Below are 15,445 nucleotides of genomic sequence, written 5' to 3'. Positions count from 1 at the left end.
CGTTACGGCTTGAGCCGGGCCCCGGTCCGGAACTTGTATGCGAGGAACACCCCGACGGCGACGGCGGCGACGATGACGGCGAGCAGGGCCGTCGACGCCGGGATGTCGGCCGTACCCAACATGCCGTGACGCATCGCCTGCACCGCGTAGAACACCGGATTGAGGTACGTCAGCGCCCGCCAGGCCGGTGCCAGGTCGTGAACGGAGTAGAACACCCCACCCAGGAAGCACAGCGGCTGCACGATCAGCACCTGGATCGCCGCGACATGTTCCTGGGTCTGGTTGTACATCCCGGCGATCATCCCGGCCTGCGCGGCGAAGATCAGCACGGCGGCGAAGGCGATGATCGCGTAACCGGGCCTGGCGATGTGCGAACCGGTCAACGGCATGGCGATGAGCAGGATGGCCGACGAGATCAGAATCCCGCGCACGATCGACCCGAGCACCAGGGCGAGGTTGACCTCCCACCAGCGCAGTGGACTGGCGAGGACGGCGTTGATGAATCGGTCTTTGCGGGCCTCGAACAGCGACGCGGACCCTTGGATGTAGCCGGCCGTGACCACCGCGAGTACCACGAGCCCGGGAAGGATGAACTGGTCGTAGGGAACCCCACTCACCGGCGAGACCCGGCTGCCCAACGCCAGCCCGAACACGAAGACGAAGAGCAGCGCCGCAAGGACCTGACCGGCGACCGTGTAGTACCAGACTTTCAGGTAGCGGACGATCTCACGCTGCAGCAGCCACGTGAACGCCGGTCGCTGGGGCCGATAAGGACGGTCGTAGGGCGTCAGTGGTGCTGAGGACAGCCAGCTTTCACTCACTGAGCACCTCCGCCAGTGGCGCCGCCATCGCCCGGTTGTACACCTCGGTCAGGTCGGTGGCACCGAATTCGGCGCGCAGACCCGCGGCGGTGTCGCGCGATATCAGGCGGCCCGCCCTGATCAGTGCCACCTCGTCGCACAGCGCCTCGGCCTCCTCCAGGTAGTGGGTGGTGAGCAGGATCGTGTGCCCGATCCGGTGCAGATCGCGCATGTAGCTCCACAGGTCCGAACGCAGTTCGACGTCGACGCCTGCGGTCGGCTCGTCGAGAATCAGCAGTCGCGGGCGGTGGATCAGCGCGCGCGCCACGAGCAGTCGGCGCTGCATGCCCCCGGACAGCAAGAGCGGACGCCCGTGCGCCTTGTCCGCCAGGCCGAGCAGCTCGAGCAGATCGTGTGCGCGCCGGGTGGCTTCGCGCCGGCCGAGACCGTAATAGCCGGCGTGATAGATGAGCACCTCGATGTTGGTCAGGAAGCGATCCAGGTTCACCTCCTGCTCGGCCAGGCCCACCAGTGCGCGTGCGGTACGAGAGTGGTTCGGGTGTCCAAAGATCCGGATCTCACCCGATGTCGGTCGCAGCAGGTTGCAGGTCGCCGAGATGAGAGTGGATTTGCCTGCGCCGTTGGGCCCCAACAATCCGAAGAACGCGCCGTCGGGGATTTCCAGATCCAGGGCATGCAAGGCGGTGAACCCCGAACGGTATGTCTTGCGCAGGTTTCGGACTTCGAGAGCAGGTGGCACACGAGCAAACTACCTCCATCGGCGTGCTGAATAGTTAAGTCAGGACGTCGCATTCCCGTAGCCAAAGCTGCTTGTTCACGGCCTGGACCGGGTCGATAGTCGGCCAATGACGACAGTCGCGACCGCCACGATCACCGCGGGGAAGCTCCACGAATTACTCACCGCCGGAGCTGAATACGCGCTCATCGATGTGCGCGAGGCCGGTGTGACCGCTGCGCAGGGTTCGATCCTGCTGGCGGTCTCGATTCCCCTCAGTGTGCTGGAGCTGCGGGTGCAGACGAGAATTCCGCGGGTTTCCACGCCGGTGGTCGTCTACGACGGAGGTGAGGGGCAGCTCGCCGAGCGAGCGGCCGCGCAGCTGGCGGCGCTGGGGTACACCGACGTTCGCGTCCTCGACGGTGGTCTGCGTGCGTGGGCAGATGCCGGGTACAAGGTGCAGTCCGGCGGTGACCACGTCATCGGACAGGCCTTCGGGGAGTGGATCGAGGAGGTCTACGAAACCCCGCACATCACGGTCGGTGAGTTCCGCGACCGGGTGGCGGCCGGGGAGGACATCGTTCTGCTCGACAGCAGACCGATCGGCGAGTTCGAGAATCACAGCCTGCCGGGCGGAACCTCCATCCCCGGAGCCGAACTCGTTTACCGGGCCGCCGAGGCGGTCAAGTCTCCCGATTCCCTGGTGGTGGTGAACTGCGCGGGGCGCACCCGCAGCATTCTCGGCGCACAGGTGCTGATCAACGCCGGGTTGCCCAACAGGGTGGTCTCGCTCGAAGGCGGCACTCAATCCTGGGTGCTGGAGGGCCACGACCTCGACCACGGCAAGGCCGTCGCGGTTCCCCTGCCCAGCGGCGACGCCCTCGCCTCGGCCAAGGCGGCGTCGGCCCGGTTCGCCGACCGCTTCGCGATCGTCCGCATAGACAAGGCCACCCTGCAGCGGTTCCGCGACGAGACCGATGTCAGGTCGTTGTACGTGCTGGACGTGCGCACACCGCAGGAGTTCGAGGCAGGGCATCTGGCGGGTTCACGCTCGGCTCCCAGCTGGGACGTCGCACCGTGGACATTCCGGCATGTCGGCACCCACAACGCCCGCATCGTGCTCGTCGACAACGACACCGTCCGCGCGACTGTCGCCGCGTCGTGGATCACCCAGATCGGCTGGGGTGAGGTATTCGTGCTGGACGATGCGTTCGATGGCGAGGAACTCGAAACCGGTCCCGCTCCAGTGCCTTTCGATGTCCCCGCCGAGGGGTACCGCGTGATCGGCGCTGACGACCTGAACTCCGCCTTCGATGACGTCGTGGTGCTCGACCTGGCGGCCAGTCCCGCCTACCGCGCCGGCCACATTCCCGGTGCGCAGTTCGTGATCCGGTCCCGCCTGGCTGCCACGGACATCCCCGGCACCGGACCGATCGTGCTGACGTCTGAGGATTCGGCGCTGGCCCGGTTCGCCGCAGCCGAGCTGGCCGGCGCCACGGACCGCCCGGTTCAGGTTCTCGACGGCGGCACGAAGTCCTGGACAGACTCGGGCCACGTGTTGGAAGCCGGGATCGAACACTGGCTGCACGAGCCAGACGACGTGGTGCCGTCGGGCTGGCGCGAATCAGATCCGGAGCGGCGCAAGGCCGGTTTCCGTCGCTACCTGGCATGGGAGTTGGGACTGGTGGCCGAACTGGCGCAAGACGACACCGTGCCGTTCAAGAAGTACGACCAGGGCGGGCGCAGCGAATGACCATCGATACCCGGATTGATTCCGCACCCCTTACTTTCGGCTCGCCGGAACTAGGTGACCTGATCGAGCAGATCGGTGACGGCGTCATCGACCGCGATGACCGTGGCGAGCCGCCCTTCGCCAAGTTCGACCTGATTCGCCGCGCCCGGCTCGGGGCACTGCGCCTTCCCGTCGCCTCCGGGGGTGGCGGTGCCACCCTGCGCGAATTGTTCGAGGTGATCATCGCCCTCGGTGAGGCCGATCCGAATGTCGCACACAGCGTGCGCAACCACCTGGGGACCGTCGAGAATCTCATCCGGCGCCCGCGCGCCGAGGACGCTCGCTGGTTCGACCGCATCCGCAGCGGCGACCTGTTCGGAATATCAGCCACCGAGCTGGGCACTGCCCATGCCGGAAGTCCCGATTACCGGTACGCCACCGCGATCACCGAGACGCCGAACGGGTTGCGTTTGTCAGGGGAGAAGTTCTACAGCACCGGCAACCTGTATGTGGACTGGCTCGTAGTCGTGGCGACTGACCAGCACGGTGACACCGTCCGGCTCATCATCCCGGCCGGCAGGCCCGGCGTCGTCATTGAGGATGACTGGGACGGCATCGGTCAACGGTTCACCGGCAGCGGGACAACACGTTTCGTAGACGTCGCGGTGTCGGATGACGACTTCTTCGCGCCCGGCGGGTTCGGGGGCGACGTGCCCTACAAGGGCACCTTCCCGCAGTTGTATCTCACCGCTGTCATCGCCGGAATCCTCCGCCGCGTCGTTCGTGACGCCGCCGAACTGGTACGGGCCAAGCGGCGGACCTTCTATCACGCGGCGGCCGACAACCCGGTCGACGATCCCATCCTGCAGCAGAGCGTCGGCGTGCTCTCCAGTCAGGCGTTCGCCGCCGAAGCGCTCGTGCTCTCGGCGGCGGAGGCGCTCGGGGCAGCCACCGAGGCACACGGTCGGCCCGACGAGGAAGAGGCGCTGGCGCTGGAGGCGACCCTGCGGGCGGCCAAGGCAAAGGTCGTGATCGACGAACTGGCGAGCCGGGCGGCCTCGGAGTTGTTCGACGTCGGCGGCGGATCCACCGTCCGGCGCAGCGCCCACCTGGATCGCCACTGGCGCAACATTCGGACCCTCGCCGCGCACAATCCCAAGACATACAAGGCGAAAGCCATCGGAGCCCACGAGATCACGGGTGAGCCGCTCCCACGCGGTGGATTCTTCTGATGGCGCCGCGGCGGGAATACCTGAACCTGGTCCTGTTCGACCGGCCGAGCGGCTGGTCGGACAAGCAGCAGGCCCACGGCTCGTCGCCCGGTGCGGCTTTCCGACGGATCGTCGACTTCGCGCAGCAGGCCGAGCGCGCCAAGATCGATGCGTTCTTCAAGGCCGATTTCCTGGGGTTCGACAAGGACAACATCATCAACGATCCGAGCCTGCTCGGCGAACCGCTGGCGGTGACGGCGGCACTGGCCTCGGTGACCGAGCGGATCGGGCTGGTGGTCACGGCCTCGACCTCGTTCTTCGAGCCGTACAACGTGGCCCGCCAGATTGCCACGCTGCACAACGTCAGCGGGGGCCGGGCCGGGTGGAACGCCGTCACCTCGTTCAACGGTGAAGTGAACTTCGGGCCGACGCCTTTGCTTCCCCCTGCCGAACGTTACGCACGGGCAGCCGAGTTCATCGAAGTCGTCGTGAAGCTGTGGGACAGCTGGGATCCCGATGCGCTGTCGTTCACGGATGGTCGTACACCGACCGTGGATGCCGCCAGAATTCGCAACATTGACCACGTGGGACCGTACTACTCGGTCGAGCAGGCGCTCGACGTGTCTCGTCTCGTCGAGGACCTGCCTGTCGTGTTCCAGGCCGGAGCCTCGGAGGAGGGCATCCGATTCGCGGCACGATTCGGTGAAGCGGTGTTCGTCGCCACCCCGGACCTGGCCCACGCCCGGTCCTACTACGACACCATCAAGGGTTTGGTGGAGGCAGGTGGCCGGCATCCCGACGCGCTCCGCGTGCTGCCCGGGATCCGTACCTACATCGCCGACACCGAGAAGGCCGCGCGCGACGAGTACCGGCAGGTGTTCGCCGAGCCCAATTTCTACGCCGACCGGCTCAAGTTCCTCGCACGTGAGGCGCCGTTCTTCGATTTCGCCGATCTGGACCTCGACGATGTCATTCCGGCTGAACGGATTCCGTCCCGGGAGACGTTCGCCACCAGCCAGCGCCGGGTCAGCCGTGGGCTGCTGTTGCGCGATCTGGTCACTGAGGTGGACAACATCACGTTGCGTCAGTTCCTCCAACGGATCCGGGGCAGTGGGCATCTGGATGTCATCGGTACACCCGAACAGGTGGCCGACGTGTTCGCCGAATGGTTCACGGTGCGTGCCAGCGACGGATTCACGCTGCACGGGGGCAACTCGTTCGACCGGTTCACCGACCAGGTCATCCCGCTGCTGCGTGACAAGGGCCTGGTCCGTCAGGAGTACGAGGCCGAGACCTTGCGGGAGAACCTCGGTCTTCCTCCCTACCATGTGACAGCCAGCCGCACGGGCTGAGGCCCGCGGGGTCACCGCCGACCGGTACCCGGCACACGGTTGGGCGGCAGGGCGCCGCCGGCGTAGACGTCGATCTGGTGGTGCGCGATCTCCCACGCCCGCTCCCAGGCGCCGGTTGTGCTCCCGGCGACATGCGGGGTGAGCAATACGCCAGGTGCCGACCACAGTGGATGACCCTGCGGTAGTGGCTCGGGGTCGGTGACATCGAGTGCCGCGCGCAGCCGGCCGGAACTCAGTTCCACCAGTAGGGCATCGGTGTCGACGGCGCTGCCCCGGCCCACGTTGACGACCAACGCTCCGTCGCGCAGGTTGGCCAGGAACGTGGAATCGATGACGTGGCGCGTGGAGTCGTCCGCGGGCAGCATCGCGACCACCACGTCCGCACCGGGCAGCAGCCGGTCGATGTCGTCAAACCCGTGGACGCCTGGCCTGGGACGCCGGCCGACGAGTGTCACCTCGGCCTCGAACGGCGCGAGCCGCGACGCGAGGTTGACCGCCAGGTCGCCGGCTCCCAGCACGACGATCCGCTTGCCGATCAAGGTCTCGGTGTTTCTGGCCAGCCATACACCCCTGGATTGCTGTTCGGTGAACAGGTTGAGGTTCCGGTAGACGACGAGGAGCACAGCCACCACCCATTCCGCCGACGAGCCTCCATGCGCTCCTCGCGCGTTGGACAGGATGACCCCGTCAGGTAGATACGGCAGCCACTGTTCGTATCCGGCGTTGAGGGTCTGCACGAGGCGCAGATCCGGCAATTCGACAAACCGTGAGCCCACGGCCGCCGCGGATTCGTAGCCGACCACCACCACGGTGGCGTCCAGATGCCCGGCCGGCCATGGTTGGCCGGGCTCGTAGCGGACCGCCTCGAGGTTCGTGGAGGTCTCCAACGTCTTGACGCCGAGATCATCTGGGACAAGGACTTTCACCGGATCATCGCGGATTCTTCTCGCCGGCCTCGACGGCGACGGGCAACCTGTTCTCGGCCGGTGCCACCGGGCATGTGGCGTAGTCGGTGAGCGAGCACGGCAGATTCGACGCCCGGTTGAAGTCGAGTGTCACCGTCCCGCCGCCATCGGGCGCGGCGATTGACAAGGACCTGGCGGCGGGATAGGTCGTCACTCCGCTGGTCGCGTCGGTGAACAGCACCTGTAATTCGCCGTCGGGACGGCCGAAGGCGACGAGTTGCAGTGCGGTTCCGTCCAGTTCGAAGTCGATGGTGCCGACGGCGTTGTGGTGGTGCTCCAGCCCCTCCACGACCGCGCCGGTCGTGACCTTCTGTGGCTGCTCGTAGGGGGTGAACGTGCCGGTAACGCGCCAGTGCTCGCTGGCCGGATAGGTCGGAATTCCCTTGTACGCCTGAAGGTGTGGTGACTTTGGGTCATGTACTCGCAGGGCCACGGAGCCGGTACGCCGAATGACCTCGATCCGCCGGTCCCCATCCGCTACGAGGAGTCCCGGCGCGCCCTCCACTGGTTCCAGGCGTTCAGCCGTCCCCGACACTTCGAAGTATGCCGCGTCGGCATCCGCTCGCCAACGCCCTGGTAGGTCGGCTATTGTCTCGAATTCGTCTGTCAGCCAATACAATCCGGTCAGGCTGACCCAGCCCAGTGGGTCCCCGTAATAGCGTTCGCGGCCCTCGTGCCATTCATTCCAGGCTTGGCTGAACGCCGCGGCGTTCTCAATCGTGGTCATGGTGCGACTACTCCTTCCAACAGACTCTGTGCGGCCAGTGGCCGACTCGGAAACTCCTCGCGCAGGACCGGCGCGACGTCGGACTGAAACAGTTCAAGACTGCGTCGTTTCTGGCCCACTGTCACACCGTCGGTGTCGGCGCTCAGATGGATCACCTCGTGGCCGAGTTGCTGGTGGTAACCCCCCACCTTGTCGATCACCTGTTCTGGGCTGCCCACCAGTGCGGAGCTGCGGTCGACGAAGTCCTCGATCGACTCGAACACCACCGGAAGCCCGACCCGCCGGGCAAAAGCGAGGCGGGTGTCGAACGACGACCGGTACTCCTCGATCGCCTGCTGCGACGTCGGTGCGATGTGGAAACCGGCAGTCCCAGCCCCCACCAACGCGTCCTCGGGCCGGTGGCCGTAGTACTCCCACCGCTGCCGATAGTGCCGCACGAGGTCGGCATAGGGTTCGATCGGATACGTCACGTTGGCGGAGAAGATGGGATCTCCGTGGCGCGCGGCGAGGTCGACAGAGTCCTCGTTGGTGGCGCTGCCATGCCAGATCCGGATCCGCTTCTGCAGAGGTCTGGGGAGTGCCTTGGCGTCGAGGAGGGACGGTCGGAACCGCCCGGACCAGGTCACGTGGTCGTGGTCCCACAGCGCGCGGAACAACTCGTAGCCCTCGCGGTTGCGGTCCCACTGGTCGGCGGTGGTGACGTGGAACAGCTCGGCCTGCGCCGCGCCGTTGCCCTTTCCGATGATCAACTCGAGCCGCCCGCCGGACAGGTTGTCCAATGTCGAATAGTCCTCGAACGCGCGCACCGGGTCGAGCAGGCTCAACGTGGTCACCGCGGTGAACAACCCGATTCGCGAGGTGCGCGCCGCGATGTTGCTCAGCACGACGGGCGGGGAGGACGAGATGAACGGGTCCTCGTGACGCTCACCGACCGCGAACCCGTCGAAGCCCAGCTGCTCGGCGAGCTCGGCAGCTTCGACGACCTCACGCAGCCGGTCCGCGGGGCTCTTCTTCTCGCCCGTCGCAGGGTCGGGATGGTGCGCGATGAGGGTCAGCAGCAGGAACTTCACGATGCCTTCAACGCTCGTCGGCAGCGTCTTAGTTCGCACCGGTCAAGCCGGGTGCCGGAAGGATGGTCAAACCCATGGACGTCACCAGCCGGAATGGAGCGCCGGCAGGGTATCGCCTGTTCGAATCGGGCTGATGAAAACCGCTGATGCTGCGGGGGTCACTTGTTCGTCAAACCCCGCTGCCAGCGGGTGACACGCCATTCGATGCCGGTCATCATCGCGTTGACGACGACACCGATCAGGCCGAGTGCGAGTATCCCGGCGTACATCTGCGGGGTCTGGTATCGCAGGGCGGCGTTGTTGATGTAGATGCCGATGCCCTGTGCCCCGCCGACGAGTTCGGCGGCCACCAGTGCGGTGAACGCGTTGGCCGAGGCCAGCCGGATACCCGGGAAGATCGCGGGGATCGCGGCAGGCAGGATCACATGCGCGAAGGTGTACCAACGGCCCGCGCCGAGCGCCCGGGCCGAGTTCAGCAGTTGGCGTTCCACACCGCCGACCGCGCCGACCGCGTTGACGAAGATCGGCCAGAAGCACGCCCAGACGACGATCGCGATCTTGGACTCCTCGCCGATGCCCAAGAACACGACGAACACCGGCAGCAGCGCCAGCAGCGAGAGGTTCCGGAAGAACACCAGGACCGGTTCGGCGAGGGTCTGAAAGATCGTGAAGGATCCCACGACGATTCCGAGCGAGATCCCGGCCACGAGTGCGATCAGGAAGCCGATCAGGGCGCGCTGCACGCTGGGCCAGATCTCCGAGCTCAAGGTGCCGTCCAGCAGTCCGTCGACGAACGCCTTGACCGTGTCCTGTGGCGTGGCCAGGTACATGTCGCTGACGTAGCCGGTCGCCACGACCAGCCACCAGATCACCAGGAACCCGGTCAGACCGAGCGCTCCGCCGAGGAACCTGCCGTACCTGGCGAGCCACGGACTGGGTGTGTCGAGGTCGTCGTCGCGGTCCTCCACAGCCGTGGGGTCATCCAGCGTGATGGCCAATTCGGACCTCCTCCTGAAGGATTCGTGCCACGTGCGCCCGGATGTGGGCGAAGTCCTCCGAGTTCCGGACATCGCTGTCGCGGGGGTGCGGCAGATCGACATCGACGAGTGTCTTGACCGTGCCGGGGGCCTGGGTCATGACCGCGATCCGGTCGGACAGGAAGATGGCCTCATCGATCGAGTGGGTGACGAACAGGATCGTCTTCTTCGTCTCACCGGCCTCCCATATCCGGAGCAGCTCGCCCTGCAGGAATTCACGGGTCTGCGCGTCCAGGGCCGCGAACGGCTCGTCGAACACCAGGACCTCGGGTTCGTAGGCGAGCACACGTGCGATCGCGACCCGTTGCCGCATGCCACCGGAGAGTTGATGGGGTAGCCGGTTCGCGGCAGCCTCGAGCCCCACGGTGCGCAGAACCGCCGCAGCGCGGTCGCGCCGCTGTGCTTTGGGCACCCCGCGGATCTTGAGGCCGGCCTCGACGTTCTTCTGTGCGGTCAGCCACGGGAATAGCCCGTAGCCTTGGAATACGACCCCGACGTTCTTGCTGACGCCGTCGACGGGCTCGCCGTCGATCGAAACGGTGCCCCTGTCGTAGGTGTCCAGGCCCGCAAGGATGTTGAGGAACGTGGATTTGCCACAACCGCTCGGACCGAGCAGCGAGACGAACTCGCCGCCCTTGATCTTGAGATCGAATCCCGACAGCACCGTGGTGGCCCCTTGGGTCGATCGGGACCGAGGTTTGGGGTACCGCTTGGTGATTCGACTCGCTTCGATCTTCCAGGCCGGCTCTGTGAGCACGTTTTGGGTCATGTCAGCCGACTTTCATGCGAACGGATCACTTCTGGTCTTCGAGCCCGGCGATGTCGACCAGATGGGTCTTGAAGATGCCGGTGTTCTGCTCCCGGTCGAGGATCGTGGTGTTGTGATCCTGGGACTCCAGCAGATCGGCGGACTTCGCAAAGGGATTGAAAGCGTTGGTGGCGATGTCTTCGGGCTTGAGGTCATCCGAGCCCGGCAGCGGATTGCCCACGTCCTTCACCAGGTCCCACCATAGCCGCAGACTTGCCTTGTCCAGCAGTGCGTTTGGCGCGTAGTGCCAGTTGGTGGTCTGCTCGACCGGATAGCCGGTGGTCTTGCCCGCGATCTCCGCGGATTCCCTGGGGTGCGCGTTGGCCCAGTTCGCGGTCTTGGCGATGATGCCGACGAACTCCCGTGCGGCCTTCGGGTGCTTCTGGAGCCAGGCATTGCTCGCGACAAACGGTGCCTGCCCGCCGAGTGGGCCCCATTCGTCATAGGAGGTGAAGGCCTGGGTGAACTTGTCGCGCTGACTCAGCAGCACACCTACGAGAGGAGGATGGAACACACCGAGATCGACTTCGCCGCGTTCGATCGCGGGCGCGATGAGCTCGGGCTTGAGCTGCAGGAACTTGACCCGGTCCAGGTCCACGCCGTTCTTCTTCAGATAGCGTTTGATCACGAGGTCGGTGCAACTGTTGAAATCGGAAAGGCCAATTGTCTTGCCCTCGATCGCTTTCAGATTGTCCTTGGTGATATCGGACCCGGCCTTGGTGAAATAGGCCATATGGGGTTCGTTGGGCAGGTCGAGCATGCTCGACGCGATGGCCGTGAACTTGAAGCCTTTGACCTTTCCGTCGATGTCGTTGTTGAACATGCCGGTTGCGATATCGATGGCCCCTTGGTCGAGTAACTGCACCGCCGGCACGGCGGTGGCGGGCCCGACATACTCGGGACGGACTGAAGCGTTCTTCCAGTAACCCAGTTCGTCGGCGATGCGCACCAGCGACAGGGCGGTCGGCGAATTGGCGAAGCGGAACGTGACGACGCCGTCGTCGGCCTTGCCGCTGCACCCGGACAGCAATACCGGCGTGACCAGAGCGGCCAACCCGAGCGCAATCGACGATTTCCGGAAATGCCGCATACGGCTGGATGTCACCCTGTCCACCTTCTCCACGGATCGAGAATTCTGCCGATTCAATTGCGACGCTAAACTTCCCGCGAATTGCCGACCACCGATTAATTCAGCGTGAGCACAGCTGTGCCGGGATGTCCGGTCGTCACAGTGAATTGACGTGACGAGTGGAAAGGGTCCGCATGATCATCAGTGCACAGCGATTCAGCTTCAAACCCGGCGTCGGCGAGGAAGACAAGGACCGGGCGATCGCGGCGGTGGCCGCACTGGCGGGCGCAGAACCGGTGGCGTTCGCGTTCGTCGGTCAGGATCTGGGTGATCCTGCCGACGGTTTCACCCATGGGTTCAGCATCGGGCTGGCCGATCTCGACGCGCTCGAACGCTATTTCGACGATCCACTTCACGCTGCTGCCGACCGGGTCCTGCTGCCGCTGCTTCAGAAGACCGTCGGCAGCGGAGTATCCGACGACGATGATCCTGAGTTGCGGAAGAAGATCGTCGAACTGCATCAGCGCAGAGTTCAACGAGACCCTGAGTATCTTGCGCTCCTGAATGCGATCCCCGAGACCGCACTGCTCGACGAAACGCGATGAGGGCGGCCAACTAGTAGTTGACCGTGCCGAGCAGTCCGCCGCCGGCGGCGACGGCGTCGCCGGTGATGCTGACGCTGCGGGGTGAGGCCAGGAATGCGACCACGTCGGCCACTTCAGCGGCCTCGACGACCCGGCCGATCGCGTTGTTGGCGATCTGCTTCTCGTACTCGGCGACGTCGAGTCCAGCGGCGTTTGCGGCGGCCTGGTATTGGGGTGTCTTGGTCTCGGTGCGGGTCTGGCCGGGGTGCACCACCGTGACATTGATCCCGTGCGGTCCGAGTTCGTCGGCGAGATTCTTCGTCAGCGCGGCCACACTGACGTTGCGGATACTGCGCACGATCGAATGTGTCTGGCGGTACCCGAGGCCACTGATGTTGATGATCCGGCCCCAGCCCTGTGTCGCCAGATGCGGTGCGACGGCGCGTGCGGTGCGCAGGTAGCCGACCACCTTGATGTTGACATCGGCCCAGAAATCTTTGTCACTGGTGCCGGCCAGGCCGGGAAAGCCCGACCCCACAGCCTGATTCGACGCGTTGTTCACCAGGATGTCGACGCCGCCGAGTTCCTCGACGGCGCGGGCCACCAGCGCCTTGACCGATTCGTCATCGCCGGTGTCGGTGACCACCGGGATCGCCCGCCTGCCGCTGCGTTCGGCAACCTCGGCGGCGGCCTTCTCCAGCGTGTCCTGGGTGCGTGCGGCGAGTATCACGTCGACGCCTTCGGAGGCCAGGGCGTGTGCGATCGCCAGCCCGATGCCCTTACTGCCACCGGTGATGATCGCGCGTTTGCCCGTCAGTTGTAGATCCACGTCCATTCTCCTTGTGTTGTCGGGGTTCGGGTGTTTCACCACCGGGGCCGGGGGAGGCCCAGATGGTCGCGCAGCGTGGTGCCCTCGTACTTGCGACGGAGCAGTCCGCGATCCTGCAGTAGCGGAACCACCTCGTCGACGAACAACGGCAGGCTTTCCTCGATGACGTCGAACATCAGGTTGAAACCATCGACCGCCGAAGTGGCGAACCATGTTTCAAATGTGTCGGCCACTGTGCCGGGCGACCCGACGACGGTGAGGTGGCCGGTGCCGTCGCGCAGCAGCTCACGCAACGGCTTGCCGGATTCGGCGAGGCCGATGATCGACCGCAGGAAGCCTTCGGAGTTGACTTCTTTGCGCTCCTCGAGGTCAACCTTGTGCAGAGGAAGTGGTGCGTCGAGATCGAGCTCGTCGGGGGACAGGCCGAGCCGGCCTGCCAGGTACTGGCGTCCCGAGAGTGACCCGTCGATTCCGTCGAGCTCCTCCCGGCGCCGTGCGGCCTCCTCGTCGGTCGAGGCGAGAGTCAAGGCGGCCCCGGGCAGTATGAGTACCGGTGCCCGGCTTGAGGCCCGCACGGATGCGGCGGCGTCGAGCCTGCGCCGAAAGTCGAGCGCCACATCCAATGTCATCGCCGAGGCGAACACCGCGTCGGCGTAGCGGCTGGCCAGGTCGAGCCCGGCGTCCGAACCACCGGCCTGAAAGATCACCGGCAGGCCCTGCTCTGACGGCGGCACCGTGGATCCGCCGTCGACCGAGAAGAACTCTCCTGTATGGGTGATCGGGTTGACCGCATCCGACCGCGCGAAGACCCCGGAGTCCTTGTCGGCCACGATCGCGCCGGGTGACCAGGTGCGCCACAGTGATTCGACGATTCCGGTGAACTCGCGGGCCCGTGCGTAGCGTTCGGCTTTCGGCGGTGGCAAGTCCAGACCGTAGCTCCCCGCAATGCGGCGGCTGTAGCTCGTGACGACGTTCCAGCCGGCCCGCCCGTGTGACACCCGGTCGAGGCTCTGGATCGATCGGGCCAGATTGTAGGGGTGGTGCCAGGTGCTGGACACGGTGGCGACGAGCCCGACGTACTCGGTGTGTGCCGCGGCGGTCGTCAGGGCGATGACCGGATCGAGCCTGGCCGCCGATGCATTGCGGTCCCAGCCACCGTCCAGCGCGGGCTGGTCGGCGAGGAAGAACGCGTCGAACAGCCCGCGCTCGGCGAGTTGCGCCAGGCGGATGTAGAACTCGCCGGTCGCGGTCGACTCGGGGTCGATGCCGTTGCGTCGCCAGGCCGACTTATAGGTGCCGAGCCCGGGAGCGTTGAGCCCGAGATGCAGTTCGCGCGTGTTCAGAAGAACGCTCCGTTCGGAAGTGGCGCCCCGGTCAGTTCGTGCGCGCCGATGGCCCGGGCTTTGTAGGTCCTCGGGTTGTGCGCGGCCAGCGTGCGGATGTTGCGCCAATGCCGGTCCAGGTGCGAACTGCGCCGTGCCGCAGTGCCACCGCCGACATCGAACAGGTCACCCGCGGCGCGCAAGGCGAGTTCGTCGACGACGACCTTGGCCTTGGCGGCGGCCAGCGCCGCCCGCAGTGACAGGTCGGGCTCATCGGAGGTGCCGTGTGCCGCATAGGCATCCGAGAGCGCGTCGGCGGCCGAGCCCACCAACGCTTCCGCCGCGAAAGCCTGGCTGGACAGCAGTCCCACCGTTTGTTGCAGGATCGGATCGTCGACCGGGCGCTCGGTGGAGGCGTGATAGAACGTGCGCTGCTTGCCCTGTACGAGTGCCGCCGCATCCCGGGTCACCCGGCGCAGGATCCCTGCGATCACCGCGGTGAGGTACAGCTGCGGGAACGTCGCCGAGTAGGGCAGCTCGCCGTAGAGGGTTCCGCGGCTCAGGAGGTTCTCGCGTTCGACGGCGACGTTGTCGTAGCTGGTCGTCCCACTCCCGGTGAAGCGCTGGCCGATTCCGTCCCAGTCCCGCGCTACGTGCACCCCCGGGCGGTCAGCCGGCACCACGACCCGGACCGGATCGCCGTCGGTACCGGTCGCGCTCACGACGAGGTAGTCGGCGTACAGGTTGCCGGTGCTGTAGAACTTGGTCCCCGTCAAACGCAGACCGTCGGGACCGTCGGTGATTGTGGTCTCGAACTCCCGGTTACGCCTGCCCGCCTGCTTGTCGCTCAACTCGGTGGTCGAGGTCCCGAACAGCTTGCCCGCCTTGACCTCGTCGAGCCACCGACCGTCAGCGTTGTCTCGCCGGCGCAAGAGGCTTTCGGTGAAGTTGAAATGATTGCGGACGCTGTGCGCGATGTTGGGATCGACCTCACCGAGGGCGATGACCGTTCGGAACAGCTCGGTCAGGGTCGCGCCGCCGCCACCCTCGGTGACCGGAAGCCGCAGTGCGCCGAGGCGGGCGGCCCGGATCACCTCGAACTCCTCGAACGGGTGGCGGTCCGCGTCGTCACGTTCGACGACGCCGGCGTCGATGTAGGCGAGCAGCGCGTCGAGGTCGGCGGGTGCGGTAATCGTCATGTGT

General features: G+C 65.8%; 15 protein-coding genes. 4 read left to right on the top strand and 11 right to left on the bottom strand.

The window, feature by feature from the left end; translation table 11 throughout:
* Positions 1–2 precede the first annotated feature (2 nt).
* Positions 3–821, bottom strand: a complete 819-nt coding sequence (locus ACNQR1_RS23805; protein WP_409552156.1) for an ABC transporter permease — start codon at positions 819–821, stop codon at positions 3–5.
* Positions 814–1,560 carry an ABC transporter ATP-binding protein gene (locus tag ACNQR1_RS23800; RefSeq protein WP_418048150.1) on the bottom strand — a complete coding sequence of 249 codons (747 nt, stop codon included), beginning with the start codon at positions 1,558–1,560 and terminating at the stop codon, positions 814–816. Before ACNQR1_RS23800 ends, ACNQR1_RS23805 begins: the two co-directional genes overlap by 8 nt.
* A gap of 106 nt (positions 1,561–1,666) precedes the next feature.
* Between ACNQR1_RS23800 and ACNQR1_RS23795 the strand changes: the two genes are divergently transcribed.
* The 3 genes from ACNQR1_RS23795 to ACNQR1_RS23785 are packed head-to-tail and all read left to right on the top strand — an operon-like array spanning position 1,667 to position 5,831.
* On the top strand, positions 1,667–3,289 hold the full coding sequence (locus ACNQR1_RS23795) for a rhodanese-like domain-containing protein (protein WP_418048149.1): 1,623 nt from the start codon (positions 1,667–1,669) through the stop codon (positions 3,287–3,289).
* Positions 3,286–4,500, top strand: a complete 1,215-nt coding sequence (locus ACNQR1_RS23790) for an acyl-CoA dehydrogenase family protein (RefSeq protein WP_418048148.1) — start codon at positions 3,286–3,288, stop codon at positions 4,498–4,500. The genes ACNQR1_RS23795 and ACNQR1_RS23790 overlap by 4 nt, the downstream gene beginning before the upstream one ends.
* Complete coding sequence (locus tag ACNQR1_RS23785) at positions 4,500–5,831, top strand: NtaA/DmoA family FMN-dependent monooxygenase (RefSeq protein ID WP_418048147.1); 1,332 nt, start codon at positions 4,500–4,502, stop codon at positions 5,829–5,831. The genes ACNQR1_RS23790 and ACNQR1_RS23785 overlap by 1 nt, the downstream gene beginning before the upstream one ends.
* An 11-nt stretch (positions 5,832–5,842) precedes the next feature.
* Here ACNQR1_RS23785 and ACNQR1_RS23780 read toward each other — a convergent pair whose 3' ends face one another.
* The 6 genes from ACNQR1_RS23780 to ACNQR1_RS23755 all read right to left on the bottom strand — a co-directional run bounded on the left by ACNQR1_RS23780 (position 5,843) and on the right by ACNQR1_RS23755 (position 11,543).
* A complete protein-coding gene (locus tag ACNQR1_RS23780) occupies positions 5,843–6,757 on the bottom strand; it encodes a 2-hydroxyacid dehydrogenase (RefSeq protein WP_418048146.1) in 915 nt (304 codons plus the stop codon).
* A gap of 4 nt (positions 6,758–6,761) precedes the next feature.
* Positions 6,762–7,523, bottom strand: a complete 762-nt coding sequence (locus ACNQR1_RS23775; protein WP_418048145.1) for a DUF1684 domain-containing protein — start codon at positions 7,521–7,523, stop codon at positions 6,762–6,764.
* Positions 7,520–8,593, bottom strand: a complete 1,074-nt coding sequence (locus ACNQR1_RS23770) for an LLM class flavin-dependent oxidoreductase (RefSeq protein WP_418050473.1) — start codon at positions 8,591–8,593, stop codon at positions 7,520–7,522. Before ACNQR1_RS23770 ends, ACNQR1_RS23775 begins: the two co-directional genes overlap by 4 nt.
* Before the next feature lie 158 nt (positions 8,594–8,751).
* Positions 8,752–9,591, bottom strand: a complete 840-nt coding sequence (locus ACNQR1_RS23765) for an ABC transporter permease (RefSeq protein WP_418048144.1) — start codon at positions 9,589–9,591, stop codon at positions 8,752–8,754.
* Positions 9,572–10,399, bottom strand: coding sequence for an ABC transporter ATP-binding protein (locus tag ACNQR1_RS23760; protein WP_418048143.1), 828 nt, complete (start codon positions 10,397–10,399; stop codon positions 9,572–9,574). Before ACNQR1_RS23760 ends, ACNQR1_RS23765 begins: the two co-directional genes overlap by 20 nt.
* 25 nt (positions 10,400–10,424) lie before the next feature.
* Positions 10,425–11,543: an ABC transporter substrate-binding protein gene (locus ACNQR1_RS23755; protein WP_418048142.1), complete on the bottom strand. Its 1,119-nt coding sequence runs from the start codon at positions 11,541–11,543 to the stop codon at positions 10,425–10,427.
* A gap of 158 nt (positions 11,544–11,701) precedes the next feature.
* On the opposite strand from ACNQR1_RS23755, the gene ACNQR1_RS23750 reads away from it, so the two are divergent.
* Positions 11,702–12,112, top strand: coding sequence for a Dabb family protein (locus ACNQR1_RS23750; RefSeq protein WP_418048141.1), 411 nt, complete (start codon positions 11,702–11,704; stop codon positions 12,110–12,112).
* Between the two features lie 10 nt (positions 12,113–12,122).
* On the opposite strand, the gene ACNQR1_RS23745 is transcribed toward ACNQR1_RS23750, so the two are convergent.
* Genes ACNQR1_RS23745 through ACNQR1_RS23735 form a run of 3 tightly spaced genes read right to left on the bottom strand, consistent with a single transcriptional unit; the run spans position 12,123 to position 15,441 of the window.
* Positions 12,123–12,920 carry an SDR family NAD(P)-dependent oxidoreductase gene (locus ACNQR1_RS23745; protein ID WP_418048140.1) on the bottom strand — a complete coding sequence of 266 codons (798 nt, stop codon included), beginning with the start codon at positions 12,918–12,920 and terminating at the stop codon, positions 12,123–12,125.
* Between the two features lie 35 nt (positions 12,921–12,955).
* A complete protein-coding gene (locus tag ACNQR1_RS23740) occupies positions 12,956–14,371 on the bottom strand; it encodes an NtaA/DmoA family FMN-dependent monooxygenase (RefSeq protein ID WP_418048139.1) in 1,416 nt (471 codons plus the stop codon).
* Positions 14,260–15,441: an acyl-CoA dehydrogenase family protein gene (locus tag ACNQR1_RS23735; protein WP_418048138.1), complete on the bottom strand. Its 1,182-nt coding sequence runs from the start codon at positions 15,439–15,441 to the stop codon at positions 14,260–14,262. Before ACNQR1_RS23735 ends, ACNQR1_RS23740 begins: the two co-directional genes overlap by 112 nt.
* Positions 15,442–15,445: the final 4 nt, after the last annotated feature.

The organism is Mycobacterium sp. 48b (assembly GCF_048282725.1).
In the GTDB taxonomy this organism is placed as follows: Bacteria; Actinomycetota; Actinomycetes; order Mycobacteriales; family Mycobacteriaceae; genus Mycobacterium.
This window is presented reverse-complemented; position numbering and strand designations above follow the sequence as displayed.